At 58.5% G+C, this 19,002-nt stretch carries 14 protein-coding genes, 2 rRNA genes and 1 pseudogene (1 of these 17 running past the window's edge); 10 read left to right on the top strand and 7 right to left on the bottom strand.

Features of this window, described 5'->3' with window-relative positions; translation table 11 throughout:
• Window positions 1–3 precede the first annotated feature (3 nt).
• The 4 genes from BLU63_RS25415 to BLU63_RS25400 form a co-directional block, all read right to left on the bottom strand.
• Complete coding sequence (locus BLU63_RS25415; RefSeq protein WP_017339233.1) at window positions 4–771, bottom strand: ABC transporter permease; 768 nt, start codon at window positions 769–771, stop codon at window positions 4–6.
• Complete coding sequence (locus BLU63_RS25410; RefSeq protein WP_083376550.1) at window positions 768–1,616, bottom strand: ABC transporter ATP-binding protein; 849 nt, start codon at window positions 1,614–1,616, stop codon at window positions 768–770. The genes BLU63_RS25415 and BLU63_RS25410 overlap by 4 nt, the downstream gene beginning before the upstream one ends.
• 179 nt (window positions 1,617–1,795) lie before the next feature.
• A complete protein-coding gene (locus BLU63_RS25405; protein ID WP_167362282.1) occupies window positions 1,796–3,883 on the bottom strand; it encodes an acetate--CoA ligase family protein in 2,088 nt (695 codons plus the stop codon).
• A gap of 2 nt (window positions 3,884–3,885) precedes the next feature.
• Window positions 3,886–4,695 carry an enoyl-CoA hydratase/isomerase family protein gene (locus BLU63_RS25400; protein WP_083376548.1) on the bottom strand — a complete coding sequence of 270 codons (810 nt, stop codon included), beginning with the start codon at window positions 4,693–4,695 and terminating at the stop codon, window positions 3,886–3,888.
• A gap of 120 nt (window positions 4,696–4,815) precedes the next feature.
• Between BLU63_RS25400 and BLU63_RS25395 the strand changes: the two genes are divergently transcribed.
• The gene (locus tag BLU63_RS25395; protein WP_083376547.1) at window positions 4,816–5,610 is read left to right on the top strand and encodes an IclR family transcriptional regulator; all 795 of its coding nucleotides are present in this window, start codon (window positions 4,816–4,818) and stop codon (window positions 5,608–5,610) included.
• Window positions 5,611–5,775: 165 nt separating this feature from the next.
• Here BLU63_RS25395 and BLU63_RS25390 read toward each other — a convergent pair whose 3' ends face one another.
• A complete protein-coding gene (locus BLU63_RS25390; protein ID WP_010461058.1) occupies window positions 5,776–6,651 on the bottom strand; it encodes a LysR substrate-binding domain-containing protein in 876 nt (291 codons plus the stop codon).
• A gap of 143 nt (window positions 6,652–6,794) precedes the next feature.
• On the opposite strand from BLU63_RS25390, the gene BLU63_RS25385 reads away from it, so the two are divergent.
• From BLU63_RS25385 to acs, 9 genes and pseudogenes are all read left to right on the top strand, one after another.
• Window positions 6,795–7,145: a RidA family protein gene (locus BLU63_RS25385; RefSeq protein WP_083376546.1), complete on the top strand. Its 351-nt coding sequence runs from the start codon at window positions 6,795–6,797 to the stop codon at window positions 7,143–7,145.
• A gap of 48 nt (window positions 7,146–7,193) precedes the next feature.
• Entirely contained in the window at window positions 7,194–8,585 is a 1,392-nt protein-coding gene (locus BLU63_RS25380; protein WP_083376545.1) for an FAD-dependent oxidoreductase, read from the top strand.
• A 303-nt stretch (window positions 8,586–8,888) separates the two neighbouring features.
• Entirely contained in the window at window positions 8,889–10,055 is a 1,167-nt protein-coding gene (locus BLU63_RS25375; protein WP_083376544.1) for a 2-aminoethylphosphonate--pyruvate transaminase, read from the top strand.
• A 265-nt stretch (window positions 10,056–10,320) separates the two neighbouring features.
• Window positions 10,321–11,664 carry an MFS transporter gene (locus BLU63_RS25370; protein ID WP_010461067.1) on the top strand — a complete coding sequence of 448 codons (1,344 nt, stop codon included), beginning with the start codon at window positions 10,321–10,323 and terminating at the stop codon, window positions 11,662–11,664.
• A 39-nt stretch (window positions 11,665–11,703) separates the two neighbouring features.
• Window positions 11,704–12,531 (top strand): phosphonoacetaldehyde hydrolase, encoded by an 828-nt coding sequence (phnX, locus tag BLU63_RS25365; protein ID WP_083376543.1) that lies wholly within the window; start codon window positions 11,704–11,706, stop codon window positions 12,529–12,531.
• Window positions 12,532–12,606: 75 nt separating this feature from the next.
• Window positions 12,607–14,127, top strand: a complete 1,521-nt coding sequence (gene exaC / locus BLU63_RS25360) for an acetaldehyde dehydrogenase ExaC (RefSeq protein ID WP_083376542.1) — start codon at window positions 12,607–12,609, stop codon at window positions 14,125–14,127.
• 184 nt (window positions 14,128–14,311) lie between these two features.
• A pseudogene (locus BLU63_RS33895) lies at window positions 14,312–15,337 on the top strand (HAMP domain-containing protein); the annotation flags it as partial.
• Between the two features lie 144 nt (window positions 15,338–15,481).
• Window positions 15,482–16,195: a methyl-accepting chemotaxis protein gene (locus BLU63_RS33890; RefSeq protein WP_370693265.1), complete on the top strand. Its 714-nt coding sequence runs from the start codon at window positions 15,482–15,484 to the stop codon at window positions 16,193–16,195.
• 75 nt (window positions 16,196–16,270) lie between these two features.
• Window positions 16,271–18,226 (top strand): acetate--CoA ligase, encoded by a 1,956-nt coding sequence (gene acs / locus BLU63_RS25350; protein WP_083376540.1) that lies wholly within the window; start codon window positions 16,271–16,273, stop codon window positions 18,224–18,226.
• Between the two features lie 180 nt (window positions 18,227–18,406).
• Here the strand turns inward: acs and rrf are convergent.
• Window positions 18,407–18,522 (bottom strand): 5S ribosomal RNA (rrf, locus tag BLU63_RS25345).
• Between the two features lie 158 nt (window positions 18,523–18,680).
• Window positions 18,681–19,002, bottom strand: a 23S ribosomal RNA gene (locus tag BLU63_RS25340) (it continues 2,570 nt past the right edge of the window).

Genomic DNA, 19,002 nt, shown 5'->3' with positions numbered 1-19,002 from the left:
AGGTCAAACCGAAGCTTCACGATCACCCAAGTCTTTTTTCCACGGCATCAGTCGGGTTTCAACCATCCGCACGACCGCTTGCAGCAGCAGCGCCAGGGCGATAATCGCGACCAGTGCAGCGAACACACCGGCAGTGTCCAACTGCCCGGCGGCATCCTGCAGCAGGTAGCCGAGCCCACGATTGGAGGCCATGATTTCGCCGACGATGGCGCCGATCAGGGCGTAGGGCACCGAAAGCTTGAGGCCGGTGAACACCCATTGGATGGCCGAGGGGAATACCACTTTGGTGATCAGGTGGTGTTCGCGGGCGCCCATCAAGCGCAGGATCTCCAGCTGCTCGCGGTCAACCGCACGCACGCCGCTGTAGGTGTTGAGGAACACCAGGAAGAACACAATGGTGGCGGTCAGGATGATCTTCATCTCGATGCCGATGCCGAACCACATGATGAACAGCGGAGCCAGGGCCACTTTCGGCAGGCTGTAGATCGAGATCAGGATCGGATCGAGCAGCTTGGCCAGCAATTCGTTTCGGCCCAACAGCAGCCCCACCGCAATCCCGACGGTCGCCCCGAGCACGAAGCCTGCGAGCGTCTCCACCACGGTTATCCCGCCATGAGAAAACAGCCTGCCACTGATGACCAGCTCGTAGAACTTGCCGGCGATCTCACTGGGTGAGCTAACGAAAAAGGGATCGATCAACGGCCCCGATGACAGTTGCCAGGTACCGAAAATCACGATGAAAATCGCCAGGCGTCCAAGGAAAATATTCATGCTCGGTTATCCTTTGCTGCATCGTTCAAAGACGGGGTCATGAAATCCCACAAGTCACCGCAGAGCTGGTGATAGCGGGGGTCCTTGCGCAACTGCAAAATGTTGCGTTCCTCGCCCAGGGGAATCTGTACATCCTTGACGATGGTGCCGGGGCGGCCGGCGAAGATCAGGCAACGGTCGCCGAGTGCCACGGCTTCATCCAAATCGTGGGTGACGAAGATGACGGTCTTGTTCAACCGGCGACTGAGGCGGATCAATTCGGTTTGCATGCGCATCCGCAGTTGCGCATCCAGCGCCGCGAAGGGCTCGTCCATCAGCAAGGTTTCGGGGTCATAAGCCAGCAGCCGAGCCAGGGCCGCACGTTTACGCATGCCGCCGGAGAGCTGGCTGGGATAAGACTTTTCAAAGCCTTCAAGACCCACCAGTTGAATCAGTTCCTGAATGCGCACGCGCCGTTCGGCCTTGGCCATGCCCTGGATTTCCAACGGCACGGCAATGTTGCCGACCACATCACGCCAGGGCAGCAAGTGGTCACTCTGGGTCATGTAGCCGGTACGGCCATTGACCCCGCAAACGGCCTTGCCGTTGTAGACCACCTGCCCTTCAGTGGGCGCAAACAGCCCCGCGACCATGTTCAGCAGGGTGGACTTGCCGCATCCCGACGGCCCGACCACGGTGACCACTTCGCCCTTTTTGATCGACAGGTTGATGCTATGGGAGGCCTGCTTGGCCACACCCTTGACGGTGAAGGATTTGGAGACGCCGATAAACTGAATGAGCGATGAAGCCTGCTCGTCGCGTTCAGCGCCTTTGGGCTGGGTGATGGATTTCAATGCGACAGGCATGATGGGCTCCCGCTCTGAAAATGGACGTTACCCAGAGGGAGCCGTTGATTTGATGTGCAATTAAATACGTTCATAGCGACCTACTTGTTTTTATGAGTCGTTGATGAAGCTGTCTTGATTATGAAACCGAGGGTGTGGGGGTCAATCCACCTATTCCACACAGTGGAACAGGTGGAGCCTCAGGCCAACAGTGTCAGGCCATCCACCGCCCTCACGCCCTGCCCTTCGGCAAAAACCCGCAACGGGTTGATCTCTGCCTCGTCGAGCTTTGTGCCCAGGGTGGTGGCCATGTCGGCGAACGCGACAATGCAATCGACCAGCGCGTTGATATCGGCCTTGGGCGCGCCGCGATAACCATCGAGCAACGCAAAGGTTTTCAACTCCCGGAGCATCGCGTCCGCGTCTTTGCGCGTGATCGGGAGCAGCCGCATGCTGGTATCCCGCAGCAGTTCGGCGCTGACACCGCCCATGCCCAGCAGCAGCGCAGGCCCCAGTTGCGGGTCACGATGGAAGCCCAGAATCAGCTCGTGGCCACCACTGACCATCTCCTGGACAAGAAAGCGCTCGGGCACGAACCCGACCTTGCCCGCGACCACGCTGCGCATGTCGTCCAACGCTTGGCCAATGCTGTGTTCGGTCAGGCCGAGCGCAACGCCGCCGACTTCGGTCTTGTGGGTGATGCGCTCGGAGAGCACCTTGAGCACCACCTTCGGTCCGAGCATGCGGGCGGCCTCGATTGCCTGGCCGGCTTCCCCGACCGCCTGCTCGCGGGTGACGGGCACACCGAAACGGGTAAACAGGGCTTTGCTTTGCTGTTCATCAAGGGTTCCGCTCGGTAACTGCTGAACTTCCTCGGCCGTCATATGCTGGCTGCTCGATTGCGCATGCGGCGTATCTTGAGCAACGTAGGCTTTGGCTTTCATCGCCAGCAACGCACTCGCGCAGGCCTCAGGCGCAGTAAAGGCGACGCCCTGGTTGCTGTTGATGCGCAGCAAGGCTTGGGGCGCGTGCGGGCTGACATAGGCGAGTACGGGCTTGCTGCTGTCGCGCTGGCTATTACGGATCGCGTCGGCCATCAGCGTCGGGCGCGCGACGCCGGATGAGCCCACTACACTGATGACCGCGTCGTAGTCCGCGCTTTCCAGCAGGATGCGCATGGCCTCTTGCATGATCTGCGGCTGCAGGCCAGCCAGCGTCAGGTCGATAGGGTTGCGATCGAGCACCGCCTGGTCGCCGATATCCAAATCGCGCAAACGTGCGGCCGTGGCCTCACCCGGCGGCGGGGTGTCGAAACCATTGGCACCCAAGGCATCGGCGATCAGCGTGCCGGCTCCGCCGGTCGAGGTCAGAATCGCCACCCGGTTACCCACCATCGTGCGCCGGCTGGCCAACGCGAACGGCAGGTCGAGCAGATCGGCAAACGTCTGCGCCCGCACGATACCCAGTTGTTTGAAGTACACGTCGTAGAGTGCATCGGCTCCGGCCAGGGCGCCGGTATGCGAAGCCGCCGAACGGGCGCCGGCTTCGGAACGCCCGACCTTGAACACTACGATGGGCTTGCCGGCGGCACGAGCCTTGAGTGCGGCGCGGCTGAACTTCTCGGTATCGCGCAGCCCTTCCAGGTACAGGGCGATGACTTCGGTAGCTTCGTCATCCACCAGGTAGTCGACGAAATCGGCGACATCCAGGTCGACTTCGTTGCTGGTCGCCACCAGCTTGGAAAAACCAATGCCGGCGGCGGCACCGCGGGACAGGATCGAGCCCAGGATCCCGCCACTCTGGGAAATCACCGCGATATTGCCCGCTCTCAACGCATCCTGATCCAGCGCGCCGCTGGCCGACAAGGTGATGCCCTGGGTGAGGTTGATCAGACCGATGGTGTTCGGCCCCAGGATACGCATGTTGCCCCGCGCCTTTTGCAAGGCTTGCTGGCGCGCGATGCCTTCCTCGCCAGCCTCGCCATAACCACCGGCAAGCACGATGGCCGCTGGCGTGCCCATGGCCGCCAGTTCGGCAACGGCCTGGTTGGCACGTTCGGGACCGAGCAGGATGATGGCGGCATCAGGCACCTCGGGCAGCGCGGCGATAGAGGGATAGCACGTCAACCCGTCGATCTCGGTGTAACGCGGGTTGACCGGGTACAAGCGGCCCTCGAAGCCATGTTTGCGCAGGAATGCGATGGGCCGTCCGGAGGTCTTTTGCGCATCGCCGGACGCACCGATCACCGCGACACTGCGCGGGTTCATCAGGCGGGAAATGTTATCCATGCTCATCCCCTCTTCGCCTTGGCCGCCAGAAAGGCCGCGACCGACGCCTGATGCTCGGCCGAGGTGTAGCAGATGCCCTGGGCCTGGCTGCCCATGGCCAATACCTGGGCCTGGGTAAGTTCGAAGCTGTTGTTGAGAATGGATTTGCTCAATGCCAGCGCGGTCGCTGAGCCAGCGGACAATTCCAGCGCCCAGCGCCGGGTTTTGTCTAGCAGGTCATCGTGATCGACCACCCGATCCACCAGGCCGATCGCCAGACCTTCTTCAGGCTGTACGCTGCGCCCGGTGTAGATAAGCTCCTTGGCCTTGGGCAGCCCGACCCGACGCGGCAGCAGGTACAAGCCGCCACCGTCGGGGATCAGGCCTCGTGCGATGTAACTCATGGCGTAGCTGGCTTGCCGGGAGGACACCACGAAGTCGCAGCTCAAGGCCAGGTCGCAACCCAGCCCAGTGGCAGCGCCATTGACGGCGGCCAGGGTCGGTTTGGGCAGATTGAGCAACAGGGAGACCGCATGATGCACACGCTGCTGGCGCTTCCAGCCGTTAAAGGCCACCTCGCCCGCCGGTGCGCTCATACGTTTTTCCATGCCCTTGATGTCGCCTCCCGCGCAGAAGCCTTTGCCGGTGCCGGTGATGATGAGGGCGCGGATCTGGCTGCTCGCTGCCACCTCTTCCAGCAACTCGATCATGTGGCTGCGCATCTCGTCGCTGATCGCATTGCGAGCCTCGGGGCGATTGAGGGTCAGCACTGCGATGCCGTCGTCATCGACGGCCATGTGGATCGGCGAAGTAACACTTTGCAACATCGTCATGGGGAATCTCTCTCTTGTTGTTGGCATGGCAGCGGCCCAAACTGAAGAGCCTTGCGCTGATCCCAAGTCTATGGAGCTCCCCATGATTGACAATCCGGCAATTCCACTGGGTGGAACACGATGAGCGAGGACGACGGGTTTGATACGCCGGGCGCCGGCAAAGCGCCGATAAACCGTTCGCTTGAGCGCGGCCTGGAAATTCTGCGAGCCTTCCGTGCAGGCACCGAATACCTGGGCAATGGCGATATCAGCGAGCGCACCGGGTTGTCCAAGTCCACGATCAGTCGTTTGACCCAGACACTGATCCACAGCGGCATGCTGGTGTACGACGGCCAGCGCAGTGCTTATCGCCTCGCACCCGCCACCCTTTGCTTTGGCAATGCCATGTACAACAGCAGCTCGCTGATACACCTTGCCGCGCCGCTGATGCGCGAAGCCGCTCAGACGCTGAAAGTGAACGTAGGTTTGGCCGCTGCCGACCGAGATGAAATGATCTATCTGGAATCGATCCGACTGAGTCGCAAGAACACACCGCGCACAGTACAAACCGGCCAGCGAGTCCCCATGGAATTCACATCCCTGGGGCGTGCCTATCTTGCAACTATTCCCGCTCAAAAACGGCAGACGCTGATGGAGCAATTCAAGTCCAAACGCTGCGATGCCAGATGGAAGGTGCTCAAAACGGATATCGAAGAATCATGCGAAAGTGTTCGACTCAGGGGGTACTGCGCTGCGTCTTGGCAAGCTGAAGTAGTCGCTATTTCCACTCCTCTGGGCATTCACAATTACAAAGATCACATTTTGAATATCAGCTTATCTACTCCGCAGTCCATCGAAGCCGTACTGGAGCAATACGCTGAGCATTTGCTGGCTCTCGCCGACAAAATCCGCGCGGTTGTTGATACCTTGGATTAATCCTCGATGTTCGACGAGCGGCTGATATTTGAACCCCTCATCGCCGGCAACCAGTGCGGTCGCAAGAACAGAAACGTTTTACGTATCGATCAGGTATGTAACGCGAAAGCATTGATCTTTTAAAGGGTGACGCTGCCGGATAGCATCCACATCGAACCCCATACTTCATTCAGCCAATCTCTCTCGAACCATCTCAAAAAAGGTCGTCAGGATGCGCCGGGAACTCTGTGCACGCAGGCAAACCAGTGTCTCGGTGAAGCGTCGCTGACTATCGACGATTGGCAACCCGCGAAGCCGCGAGTCGAAGCCAAGCTCGGTCGCCGAGACAACACCTACGCCCATACCTATCGCCACGGCTTCGCGCGCGGCTTCACGGCCTTCCACTTCGATCGCCTTGCGGATGCGCAAGCCCGCGGTTGCCATCTCTTCCTCCAGGCACAGGCGCGTCACTGAGCCTTTTTCGCGCAGGACCAGCGGCGTGTCGTGCAGATCGCCAAGGCTGATGGATTCGCGTTGCGCCCAGGGATGGTCAAGCGCGACGAACGCGAGCATCGGATCGCTACGCAGGGGCAGCGACAGCAGTCGGTCGTCTTCGATATTGCGCCCCAGCAGAGCAATGTCGGCCTGATGGCCGAACAACCGCTGCAACACTTCATCGGTATTGGCGGTTTCAATCTTCACATCGATACCGGGATAACGACTGCAAAAGCGTGCGACATAGGGCAGCACATGCACCGGCGCATCCACAGCGAGGTTCAAGGTTCCCGTGGACAGGGTGCGGTAGTCCATCAGCATGTCGTGGGCATCGACACTGATATCAAACAAGCGCCGGGTCAGGCCGAACAACCGCTCGCCCACTTCAGTCAGGCGTACCAGACGCTTGTCGCGGTAGAACACCATCACCCCGTAGTAATCCTCAAGCTTGCGAACCTGGTCGGACACCGCCGGTTGAGACAGGCAGAGCTGCTCTGCCGCGCGGGTAAAACTTCCGTTGATAGCGACAGCGTGGAACGCCTTGAGTTGAGTATGGGAAATCGTCATCGGGGAAGCCTCAGCATAGGTTCAGCTTATTCATGCATACGTTAAATCGATTTTATTTATAAACGATGAACTGCAAGCATGGTTTTCACAAGCCCCGACCAGTGTTCGAACACTGCGCCCTCCTATCAACCTGGGAATGCTTAATGGAAATCGAACGTTTCACAGCCCTAAAACGCCGCTCGGACATGGTCCGGTACGACAACCACCTCTATATCGGAGGCCAGGTTGCCAGCGACCTCAGGGGCGATATCGAGGAGCAGACCCGCGAGGTGCTCGCCGGTATCGAGCAGCTATTGCTCAGTGCCGGCAGCAGCCGCAAGCAGGTGCTTTCGGTGCGTATCCTGCTCGCCCATCGCGAGGACTATGCAGGGCTCAACAAAGTCTGGGACGCGTTCTTTCCCGAAGGCCATGCCCCCACACGAGCTTGCACCCTGGCGGATTTGATCGACCCCGGTTGGCGCGTGGAAATGATCGTGGTCGCCGCGTGCGGCTGATTGCTTCCTGAAACCCTGCCCCCAAACCGCTCCAACGGAGATGACCTCATGCGCCCCTACTGGCTCGATCAGGCCCTGAAAACTCAACCCGACTCGCCCTGCCCGCCGCTGCGGCAGAACACCCGCGCCGATGTCTGCATTGTCGGTGGTGGTTACACCGGTTTGTGGACCGCGATCATGCTCAAAGAACAGAATCCCGAGCTGGACGTGGTCATCGTCGAAGCCGACATCTGCGGTGCCGGTGCCAGTGGGCGCAACGGCGGCTGTGCACTGTCCTGGTCGGCCAAGTACTTCACCCTGGAACGCTTGTTCGGCGTCGAGGAGGCAATACGCCTGGTCAAGGAATCGGAGCAGAGCATTTACGCCATCGGCAGCTTTTGCGAGAAGTACGCGGTTGATGCCGATTACCGTCTCGATGGCACGCTTTACACGGCGACTAACCGCGCTCAGGTCGGTTCGACCGACGGGGTGATCGCCGCGCTGGAGCGCAATGGCATCAACTCTTTCTCCAAATGCGCGCTAGCTGACGTACAGCGTATGGCGGGTTCAACCCGACACGTGGAAGGCTGGTTCTCGCCTGCGGCAGCCAGTGTGCAACCGGGCAAGCTGGTGCGTGGTCTGCGTCGAGTCGCAATGGAGTTGGGTGTGCGCATCTACGAAGGCTCGCCGATGACCGGTTTGGAAGAGGGGCTGCCCACCATCGTCAACACGCCGAACGGGAAAGTGACCTGCGATCGTGTCGTGTTGGCGATGAACGCCTGGATGGCCCGTGCTTTTCCACAGTTCTCGCGGTCGGTAGCCATCGTCTCCAGCGACATGATTATTACTGAGCCACGACCTGACCTGCTCGAGCGCATAGGCCTGACCAGCGGGGTCACCGTGCTCGACTCACGTATCTTCGTGCATTACTACCACAACACTCCGGACGGCCGGATCATGCTCGGCAAAGGTGGCAATACCTTCGCTTACGGCGGGCGCATCCTGCCCGTATTCGACCAGCCTTCGCCCTACAAAGGATTGTTGCGCAACACCCTTGCGGAGTTCTTCCCGGACTTTGCCAATGTCGGCATCGCCGCCACCTGGAATGGCCCGTCCGATCGCTCCGTCACCGGGCTACCGTTCTTCGGTCGCATGGGCGCTAGCGGCAACATCTTTTATGGCTTCGGCTATTCCGGCAGCGGCGTCGGCCCGTGTCATATGGGAGGGAAAATCCTCTCATCGCTGGTGTTGGGGATGGACAACCCATGGACACGCTCGCCGCTGGTGCAAGGTCCACTCGGCCATTTCCCACCGGAGCCGATCCGTTACCTGGGCTCACTGATGGTGCGCAACGCCATTCGCCGCAAGGAGCACGCCGAGGACCACAACCTGCGCCCCCGTCGACTGGATGTGCGTCTGGCGAAATTCGCCGCGGCGGCTGGCAAGTCAGACAAGGGCTAACGCCTCCATCACGCAGCGAAAACATTACGCTTGCCACTAAAAACCGCCTGGCCATTGGCCGGGCGGTTTTTTTGTTTACAACACAGATGCGTCGCGCCGCCCAGTGGCCTTGATCGCCCAGGGCGCGGCGATCTGAACCGGATAACCATGGAATCGCGATAATAGAGCGCGAGATCCAAGATGCTCACTTATAAGCTCAGCTTGTTATTGACATGTGATAAATCGATTTCAGTTATTTCTAGGCGAGTGTTTTTATTGGCCCATGCATCACTCCTTACAAAAACAACACCGCCGGAGAAGATCATGACCAAAGCTGAATTCCCGACCACACAAGCGCTGGCTACTCCAGCCTTGGGTGAACCTTACCTGCTGACGCCAGGCCCGTTGACCACGTCCAAAGCCACCAAGGAAGCGATGCTGCGCGACTGGGGTTCATGGGATGTTTCCTTCAATCAAGTCACTGCTGAAGTTCGCCAGAACTTGCTCAGCATGGCAGGCATAAAGGACGACAGCTTCGTCTGCGTGCCTTTGCAAGGCAGCGGCAGCTATTCGGTGGAGGCTGCTTTAGCCACTGCCATCCCTCGAGACGGCAAAGCGCTTGTATTAATGAATGGCGCCTATGGCCAACGCGCCACCAAGACCCTGGAGTATCTGGGTCGCGCGTTTATCACCCTGGACAAAGGGGATTACTTGCCGCCCCAGCCCGAGGAAGTGGACGCCCTGCTCAGGGATAACCCGGACGTCACCAACGTCTTCCTCGTCCATTGCGAAACCAGCTCCGGCATTCTCAATCCGCTGCGCCAAATTGCCGATGTGGTGAATGCGCATGGCAAGAGCCTGATCATCGATGCGATGAGCTCCTTCGGAGCTGTGCCATTGGCGGTCGATGAAATACCTTTCGACGTGGTGGTGTCTTCTGCCAACAAATGCATCGAGGGTATTCCGGGGTTCGGTTTCGTTATCATCCGTCGCTCCGTGATCGAGGCCGCCAAAGGCCGCGCCAATTCACTCAGCCTCGACCTTTACGAGCAGTGGGTTTACATGGAGCGCACTGGCCAATGGCGTTTCACGCCACCGACCCACAGCGTGGTAGCGTTCCATAAAGCCTTGGAGCAACACACTGCCGAAGGCGGCGTGCATGGCCGGTTGGCGCGCTACACCCGCAATCGCGATGTACTCGTCACCGGCATGCGCGAACTTGGCTTTAGAACATTGCTTGAGGACCGTTGGCTGTCGCCAATCATCACCACGTTCTTCAGTCCAGAACATCCAAATTTTGAGTTCAAACGGTTCTACGATGAACTCAAAGCCCGTCAGTTCATCATCTACCCCGGCAAACTGACGGTAGCCGAAAGTTTCCGTATTGGCTGTATCGGCCAGATCGACGAATACATCGTCCACCAGTTGCTGCGCGCCATCGCCGACAGTCTTGTAGCGATGAACGTCGACATGCAACAGCCGACAGGCTGACCGCCCCTTTAAAGGTTCTTGTCAATTCGAGCACAGGTGCAATGGGTAGCACCTTTGGACAGGGATCTTTTTTTAAAACATGGATCCGGTGACTTATCGCTAGGCAATGCCGAGCAGCAGTCAGTGACCGTGGCAATTTAAAACTTAAAGCCTGATGCCATTCACTGCCATCTAATCGATGTCGTGTGCGTGGACAGATTTTCTGTACCGAAAACAAAAACAATTACTTTGCGCTGTCTGGCACCACATACGGGATCAGAACACCATGAACAAGAATGCTACAAGTCCTCTCGCAACCGGCTGGAAATCGCTCCAGCGTTGGCGCGTGCAAATTTTCCTCATCACCTGGGTGGCCTATGCCGCCTTCTACTTTACCCGCAAGGCGTTTTCTGTCGCCAAACTGGGTATTGGCGAAGACCCGAACTTCATCCTCGAAAAGTCCATGATGGCCAATCTGGATGCCCTCTACCTTACCGCGTATGCAGTAGGACAGTTTCTTTGGGGCAACTTCTCTGACCGCTTCGGCCCGAGGGTCGTGGTACTTAGCGGGCTCGTCATTTCCGCGTTAGCTGCGCTACTTATGGGCACTTACGCCACCTTACCGATTTTCGCCTCCTGCATGTTAATCCAGGGCCTGGCTCAGTCCACCGGTTGGTCTGGCCTGTGCAAGAACGTCGGTAGTTTTTTCAGCACTGGCGAACGCGGCCGCGTACTGGGTTACTGGAGCACCTGCTACGCCTTCGGGGGTCTGGTAGCAACACCGTTTGCCGGTTGGTGGGCTTATAACCAGTACCATGACTGGCGCATAGCGTTCATCAGCAGCGCCGTGGTGGTACTGGTTGTAGCGGTATTGTTCTTTTTCCTGCAGCGCAACCAGCCAGAAGATGTCGGCCTGCCTCCCGTCGAGATCGAAATAGAACCCGTCAGCAAGGTCGCAGTTCCGCGCGAAAGTATGTGGGCTGGCTTGCGCACGGTGATGAAAAATCGAACTGTGCTGGTGCTTGGCCTCGCGTATTTCATGCTCAAGCCAGCGCGCTACGCGATCCTCCTGTGGGGGCCAGTCATTATCTACGAACGGATGCCCGAGATTGGCAAAGTGGCATCCGCAATCGTTCCAACGGCTTTTGAACTAGCGGGTCTGGCAGGTCCGATCCTCATCGGTATCGCATCAGACAAGTACTTCGGTGCTCGTCGTATGCCGGCCTGTGTCCTTAGCCTGGTTCTTCTCACCATTTGCCTTGCGCTGTTCGTCCCCGCCATGCAGAGCGGAAGTCTTTACATGGTGGTTGGCCTGCTATTCATGATGGGCCTGACACTCTACGGGCCGGATTCGATGATGAGCGGCTCGGCTGCCATTGATTTCGGCAGTAAGGACGGTGCGGCTTCCGCCGCAGGTTTCGTCAACGGTTGCGGTTCGATAGGGGCGGTCCTCGGCGGCCTGTTACCCGGATATTTCGACACCACCACCATATTCCTGGTGTTCACCGTCGCGGCGCTGCTGGCCAGCTTGATGTTGATTCCATTTTGGAACAGTCGCCCGAAAACGGTGGAAAGCAAGGAGCTGGCCTCAACTCCAGTGCAACCGGTCATTGTCGGCACCAACTCCTGAACCCGAATCAATCACTCACCCATTACTGGAGCAATCATCATGGACTACAAACAACCTTCCCAACTGCAAGCTGTGGTTTTGGACTGGGCGGGCACCGTCGTTGATTTCGGTTCGTTCGCACCGACCCAGATTTTCGTCGAAGCCTTTGCCGAGTTCGGCGTTGCGGTTGCCCTGCAAGAAGCTCGCGGACCGATGGGCATGGGCAAGTGGGACCACATCCGCACGCTGTGCAACGAGCCACAGATTGCCGACCGCTACCATGCCGCCTTCGGTCGGTTGCCAACCGATGATGATGTCACCGCCCTCTACGAACGCTTCATGCCGCTGCAGATCGAAAAGATCGCGCTGCACTCGGCGCTGATTCCTGGTGCGCTCGACACCATCAACGGCTTGCGCGACAAGGGCCTGAAAATCGGTTCCTGCTCAGGCTACCCGGCTGTGGTCATGGAGAAAGTCGTAGAGCTGGCGCGCAAGAACGGTTATGTCACCGACCACGTGGTGGCGACTGACGAAGTGCCCAATGGACGCCCGCACCCTGCTCAAGCCTTGGCCAACGTGATTGCGCTGGGGATTAGCGACGTCGCCGCGTGCGTAAAGGTCGATGACACCTGGCCCGGCATTCTGGAAGGTCGTAGTGCGGGCATGTGGACCGTGGCGCTGACCTGCTCCGGCAATGCATTGGGCCTGACCTATGAAGAGTTCAAGGATTTATCCCTGGAGGAATTGGCCGAGGAACGCGCGCGCATCGTCAAGATGTTCGAAGGTTCCCGCCCGCACTACCTGATCGACACCATCGTTGATTTGCCGGCGGTCATCGAAGACATCAATGCCCGTCTGGCACGTGGCGAAACCCCTCAGGGCTCTTGAGCCTGTAGCGCTTGTGCAACTGACAGTGGCCGTCCCAAGGACGGCCACAACCAAAAAATACAAGAGAACGCCATCATGAACTACGCCCACCCTGGTACTCCCGGTTCCATAGTTTCCTTCAAGTCCCGTTACGGTAACTACATCGGCGGCGAGTTCGTCGCGCCTGTCAAAGGTCAGTACTTCACCAATACCTCGCCCGTGAATGGCCAACCGATTGCCGAATTCCCGCGCTCCACGGCCGAAGACATCGACAAAGCCCTGGACGCCGCCCACGCCGCTGCCTATGCCTGGGGCGCCACGTCCGCCCAGGCGCGCTCGCTGGTGCTGCTGAAAATCGCCGACCGCATTGAACAGAACCTGGAAGTTCTGGCAATCACCGAATCCTGGGACAACGGCAAAGCCGTGCGTGAAACCCTCAACGCCGACATCCCGCTGGCCGCCGACCATTTCCGCTACTTCGCCGGTTGCATCCGCGCCCAGGAAGGCAGCGCCGCCGAGATCGATGGCAACACCGTGGCCTATCACATCCACGAACCGCTGGGCGTGGTCGGGCAGATCATCCCGTGGAACTTCCCGATCCTGATGGCCGCCTGGAAACTCGCCCCGGCCCTGGCCGCCGGTAACTGCGTGGTGCTCAAGCCTGCCGAGCAAACCCCGCTGGGCATTACCGTGCTGATGGAGCTCATCGGCGACCTGCTGCCGCCGGGCGTGCTGAACGTCGTTCAAGGCTTCGGCAAAGAAGCCGGCGAAGCCCTGGCCACCAGCAAACGCATCGCCAAGATCGCCTTCACCGGCTCGACCCCGGTCGGCTCGCACATCATGAAATGCGCCGCCGAAAACATCATTCCGTCCACCGTGGAGCTGGGTGGCAAGTCGCCGAACATCTTCTTCGAAGACATCATGAAGGCCGAACCTTCCTTCATCGAAAAAGCCGCTGAAGGCCTGGTGCTGGCGTTCTTCAACCAGGGCGAAGTCTGCACCTGCCCTTCCCGCGCGCTGGTGCAGGAGTCGATCTACGACGACTTCATGAAAGTGGTGATGAAGAAAGTGCTGTCGATCAAACGTGGCGACCCGCTGGACACCGACACCATGGTTGGCGCCCAGGCGTCCGAGCAGCAATTCGACAAAATCCTGTCGTACCTGGAAATCGCCAAGGGCGAAGGCGCCGAGCTGCTGACCGGCGGCAAGGTGGAAAAACTCGAGGGCAACCTGGCGACCGGGTATTACATCCAGCCGACCCTGCTCAAGGGCACCAACAAAATGCGCGTGTTCCAGGAAGAAATCTTTGGCCCGGTGGTGAGCATCACCACCTTCAAGGACGAAGCCGAAGCCCTGGCCATCGCCAACGACACCGAGTTCGGCCTGGGTGCCGGCCTCTGGACCCGCGACATCAACCGCGCCTATCGCATGGGCCGCGCCATCAAGGCCGGTCGTGTGTGGACCAACTGCTACCACCTGTACCCGGCGCATGCCGCGTTCGGTGGTTACAAGAAGTCCGGCGTCGGCCGTGAAACCCACAAGATGATGCTCGATCACTATCAGCAGACCAAAAACCTGCTGGTGAGCTACGACATCAATCCGTTGGGCTTCTTCTAAAAATCGAGGGTTATACAGGTAATCCTGTGTCGCCCTTTCCAATAGCTTTCGCGAGCAGGCTCGCTCCCACATTTGAAATGCGTGCCCGCTGTGGGAGCCGGCTTGCTCGCGAAGGCGTCCTCGATAACCTGACATTCAAGGACTGGATGCCCTGCTCCCCTTGATCGATCCTTTGGAGTCCTCGATGAAAATCCGTTACAAGGTGAGCCTTGTGGCTGCTTGTGTGCTGTTCGTGACAACCAGTCTTCTGTCGCTGGTTCAGGTAGAGCAGATACGTACGATTTTGCGTCATCAGGTCGAGGCGAGCATCTCCGAATCGAGCAATGCTGTGGCACGTCAGATCGAAAACTGGCTGAACGGCAAACTGCGTCTGATGGATTTGACGTCCCAAGCGATCGACCGCCAGTACAGTGCGCAAGCGACCCAACGAATCATCGATTCGCCCATTTTGAAAGATGAATTCAAGCTGGTATTCGGCGCCCTTGAGTCTGATGGAAAACCCATCAAGAACACTGCCTCCTGGAATCCAAAACCTGATTATGACGGTCGCACCCGCCCTTGGTACGCAACCGGAAAAGCCGGTAGCCAGGCCGTTTTAACCGAACCCTACAAGGACTCCACCACGGGTGAAATTCTGATTTCGGCAGTCGCGCGGATCAGCGACGCCGGTCAGTTGCTCGGGGTATTTGGTGGTGACATCCGCCTGACTACGGTTGCCGATGCCATCAATACACTGGATTTCGGTGGGGCCGGTTATGCGTTCCTGCTGAGTAAAAGTGGCAACATTATTTCCCATCCGGACGCCGAGCTGAACGGCAAGCCCTACAACCAGCTTTTCGCAGGCAGCGTTCTGCCTCTCGACAGTCAGCTTCAGCAGGTCAGCAGCGGTGGGAAGTCTCTCCTGGTGTCCTTCATTCCGCTCTCCGGTCTCAAGGGCATGGATTGGTATATCGGTGTGGTGCTGGATCAGGACATCGTTATGGCCGCAGCCCACATCCTGAGCTGGCGTGCCGTCATCGGTACCGGCCTGGGCGTGCTGATTAGCCTGTTGGTGCTGGGCCTGCTGGTAAGGCGGCTACTGCGCCCCCTGGATCAACTCAAGGATTCGTTGGCAGACATCAATCGCGGAGAAGGCGACCTGACCCGCCAACTACCCGTGGTCGGCAATGATGAAATTGCGTTAGTCGCCGGGGAGTTCAACCAGTTCCTGCAGAACCTGAAAGCGCTCATTGGCGATGTGAAAAACAGCTCGCAACGCGTTCGTGAGAGCACCACAGCGACGTCATGCGAAGCGGACCAGGCAGCCAACCGTGTACAAGTTCAATTACAAGAACTGGATCAATTGGCCACCGCCATGACCGAGATGGCATCGACAGCCGAAGATGTCGCCCGTAACGCCCAAACCGCTGCCGAAGCGGCAATCGCTGCTAACGAGGAAACAGCGGACGGGGTTGCTCTGGTTTCCAGATCTACGGGGGCCATCAAGCGTTTGGCTGAAGAGATGGACGCCACAGGTCATGCGATCAATGAGTTGTCCACGCTCAGTCAAAGCATTGAGTCCATTGTGGCGGTTATCACCAGCATCGCCGACCAGACCAACCTTCTTGCACTCAATGCGGCCATCGAGGCGGCACGTGCCGGCGAATCGGGACGCGGATTTGCTGTGGTGGCTGATGAGGTGCGCTCACTGGCCTCGCGAACCCAGCAATCCACGCAGGAAATACGCGAGATGATCGACCAGTTGCAGACAGGCGTGAAACACGCCCAAGTGCAAATGCAGCAAAGCCGCGATACGGCTAGCAAGACTGCCGGGGATGCCAACGCAGCCAATGACACCCTGAAGCGCATACGTGAGGCCATTTATCGTATCAATGACATGAACCTGCAGATCGCCGCGGCGGCTGAAGAACAAAGCGCCACGACCGAAGAAATCAATCGCAACACGACCAATATCCGCGATATCAGTCTTGAGGTATCCGGCAGTGCGGACAAACAGGTTCGTCAATGTTCAGTGATGGTGGACCACGTCGGCCAGCAGGACAAACTGCTCAGTCGTTTCAGGATTTGAGTTTCGCAATTGCCTGAGTGCTCAGGCTGCAAACAGTGACAAATCACAAACAACTATTCCACCGAGGTAAGAAAGATGAGTGCGGCTTCTCTGTATCCCGTTCGTCCCGAGGTTCTGGCCAATACGCTGACTGACGAGGCAACCTACAAAGCCATGTACCAGCAGTCGGTCGTCAACCCGGACGGCTTCTGGCGCGAGCAAGCCAAGCGCCTCGACTGGATCAAGCCTTTCACCACGGTGAAGCAAACCTCCTTCGACGATCACCATGTCGACATCAAATGGTTCGCCGACGGCACCCTCAACGTTTCCTACAACTGCCTCGACCGTCATCTGGCCGAGCGCGGCGATCAAGTCGCGATCATTTGGGAAGGGGATGACCCGGCCGAAAGCCGCAACATCACCTACCGCGAGCTGCACGAACAAGTCTGCAAGTTCGCCAACGCCTTGCGCGGCCAGGATGTGCATCGCGGCGACGTGGTGACTATCTATATGCCGATGATCCCCGAAGCCGTGGTCGCCATGCTGGCCTGCACCCGGATCGGCGCGATTCACTCGGTGGTGTTCGGTGGTTTCTCGCCGGAAGCCCTGGCCGGTCGCATCATCGACTGCAAATCCAAAGTGGTCATCACCGCTGACGAAGGCATTCGTGCCGGCAAGAAGATCCCGCTCAAGTCCAACGTCGATGACGCGCTGACCAACCCGGAAACCAGCAGCATCCAGAAAGTCATCGTGTGCAAGCGCACCGGTGGCAACATCAAGTGGAACCAGCATCGCGACATCTGGTACGAAGACCTGATGAAAGTGGCGGGCAGTGTCTGCGCGCCGAAAGAGATGGGCGCTGAAGAAGCGCTGTTCATCCTTTACACCTCCGGTTCGACTGGCAAGCCGAAGGGTGTGCAGCACACCACCGGCGGTTACTTGCTGTACGCCGCCATGACCCACGAGCGCGTGTTCGACTACCGCCCGGGCGAAATCTACTGGTGCACCGCCGACGTCGGCTGGGTCACTGGCCACAGCTATATCGTCTACGGCCCGCTGGCCAACGGCGCGACCACGCTGCTGTTCGAAGGCGTGCCGAACTACCCGGACATCACCCGGGTGGCGAAGATCGTCGACAAGCACAAGGTCAACATCCTCTACACCGCACCGACCGCGATACGCGCGATGATGGCGTCGGGTCAAGCCGCTGTTGAAGGTGCTGATGGCAGCAGTTTGCGCCTGTTGGGTTCGGTGGGTGAGCCGATCAACCCGGAAGCCTGGGACTGGTACTACAAGAATGTGGGCAAGTCCCGTTGCCCGATCGTCGACACCTGGTGGCAGACCGAAACCGGCGGCAACATGATGAGCCCGCTGCCGGGCGCCCACGCCCTCAAGCCGGGTTCGGCGGCACGTCCGTTCTTCGGTGTGGTGCCAGCGTTGGTCGACAACCTGGGCAACATCATCGAAGGCGTGGCCGAGGGCAACCTGGTGATTCTCGATTCGTGGCCAGGCCAGGCGCGCACGCTGTACGGCGACCATGACCGCTTCGTCGACACCTACTTCAAGACCTTCCGTGGCATGTACTTCACCGGTGACGGCGCACGTCGCGATGAAGACGGTTACTACTGGATCACCGGGCGTGTGGACGACGTGCTCAACGTGTCCGGCCACCGCATGGGTACTGCCGAGATCGAAAGCGCGATGGTTGCGCACCCGAAAGTTGCCGAAGCGGCCGTGGTTGGTGTGCCGCACGACATCAAGGGGCAGGGCATTTATGTCTACGTCACGTTGATCGCGGGTGAAGAGCCGAGCGAGCAACTGCGTCTGGAACTGAAAAACTGGGTGCGTAAAGAGATCGGTCCGATTGCTTCGCCGGACGTGATCCAGTGGGCACCGGGGCTGCCGAAAACCCGTTCGGGCAAGATCATGCGCCGGATCCTGCGCAAGATTGCGACTGCCGAATACGATGGGTTGGGTGATATCTCCACCCTGGCGGATCCGGGTGTGGTGCAGCATTTGATTGATGAGCACATATCAATAAACGTGGCCTAACAGCTACCCATAGTCCCTGGCAGCAGGTATTCGTTCATTCCGTTGTTCAGGATGAATGAGGCTCGCTGGGGACATCGAATGTTTCTTGGTAGTCCATATACGGAGTTTCAAAAAGCACACTTTCCTGCGGACAAAACAAAACCCCTACCTGCATACGCAGATAGGGGTTTCGGAATTTAATCTTGACGATGACCTACTCTCACATGGGGAAACCCCACACTACCATCGGCGATGCATCGTTTCACTGCTGAGTTCGGGATGGGATCAGGTGGTTCCAATGCTCTATGGTCGTCAAGAAATTCGGTAGCCAGCTCGTTTGCCTTACGGCACACGCTCCAGCGAATGGGTATGTGATAGATCTCGGTGTTTGTGAACAATCGAACTTTCGGTTCATTTCGTCTTCACACACCGCAATCTGGTGCCCTTTCAGGTCAGCAAATTGCTTGGGTGTTATATGGTCAAGCCTCACGGGCAATTAGTATTGGTTAGCTCAACGCCTCACAGCGCTTACACACCCAACCTATCAACGTCGTAGTCTTCGACGGCCCTTCAGGGGACTCAAGGTCCCAGTGAGATCTCATCTTGAGGCTAGTTTCCCGCTTAGATGCTTTCAGCGGTTATCTATTCCGAACATAGCTACCCGGCAATGCCACTGGCGTGACAACCGGAACACCAGAGGTTCGTCCACTCCGGTCCTCTCGTACTAGGAGCAGCCCCTCTCAAATCTCAAACGTCCACGGCAGATAGGGACCGAACTGTCTCACGACGTTCTAAAC

It is taken from the genome of Pseudomonas mandelii, assembly GCF_900106065.1.
GTDB lineage: Bacteria > Pseudomonadota > Gammaproteobacteria > Pseudomonadales > Pseudomonadaceae > Aquipseudomonas > Aquipseudomonas mandelii.
This window is presented reverse-complemented; position numbering and strand designations above follow the sequence as displayed.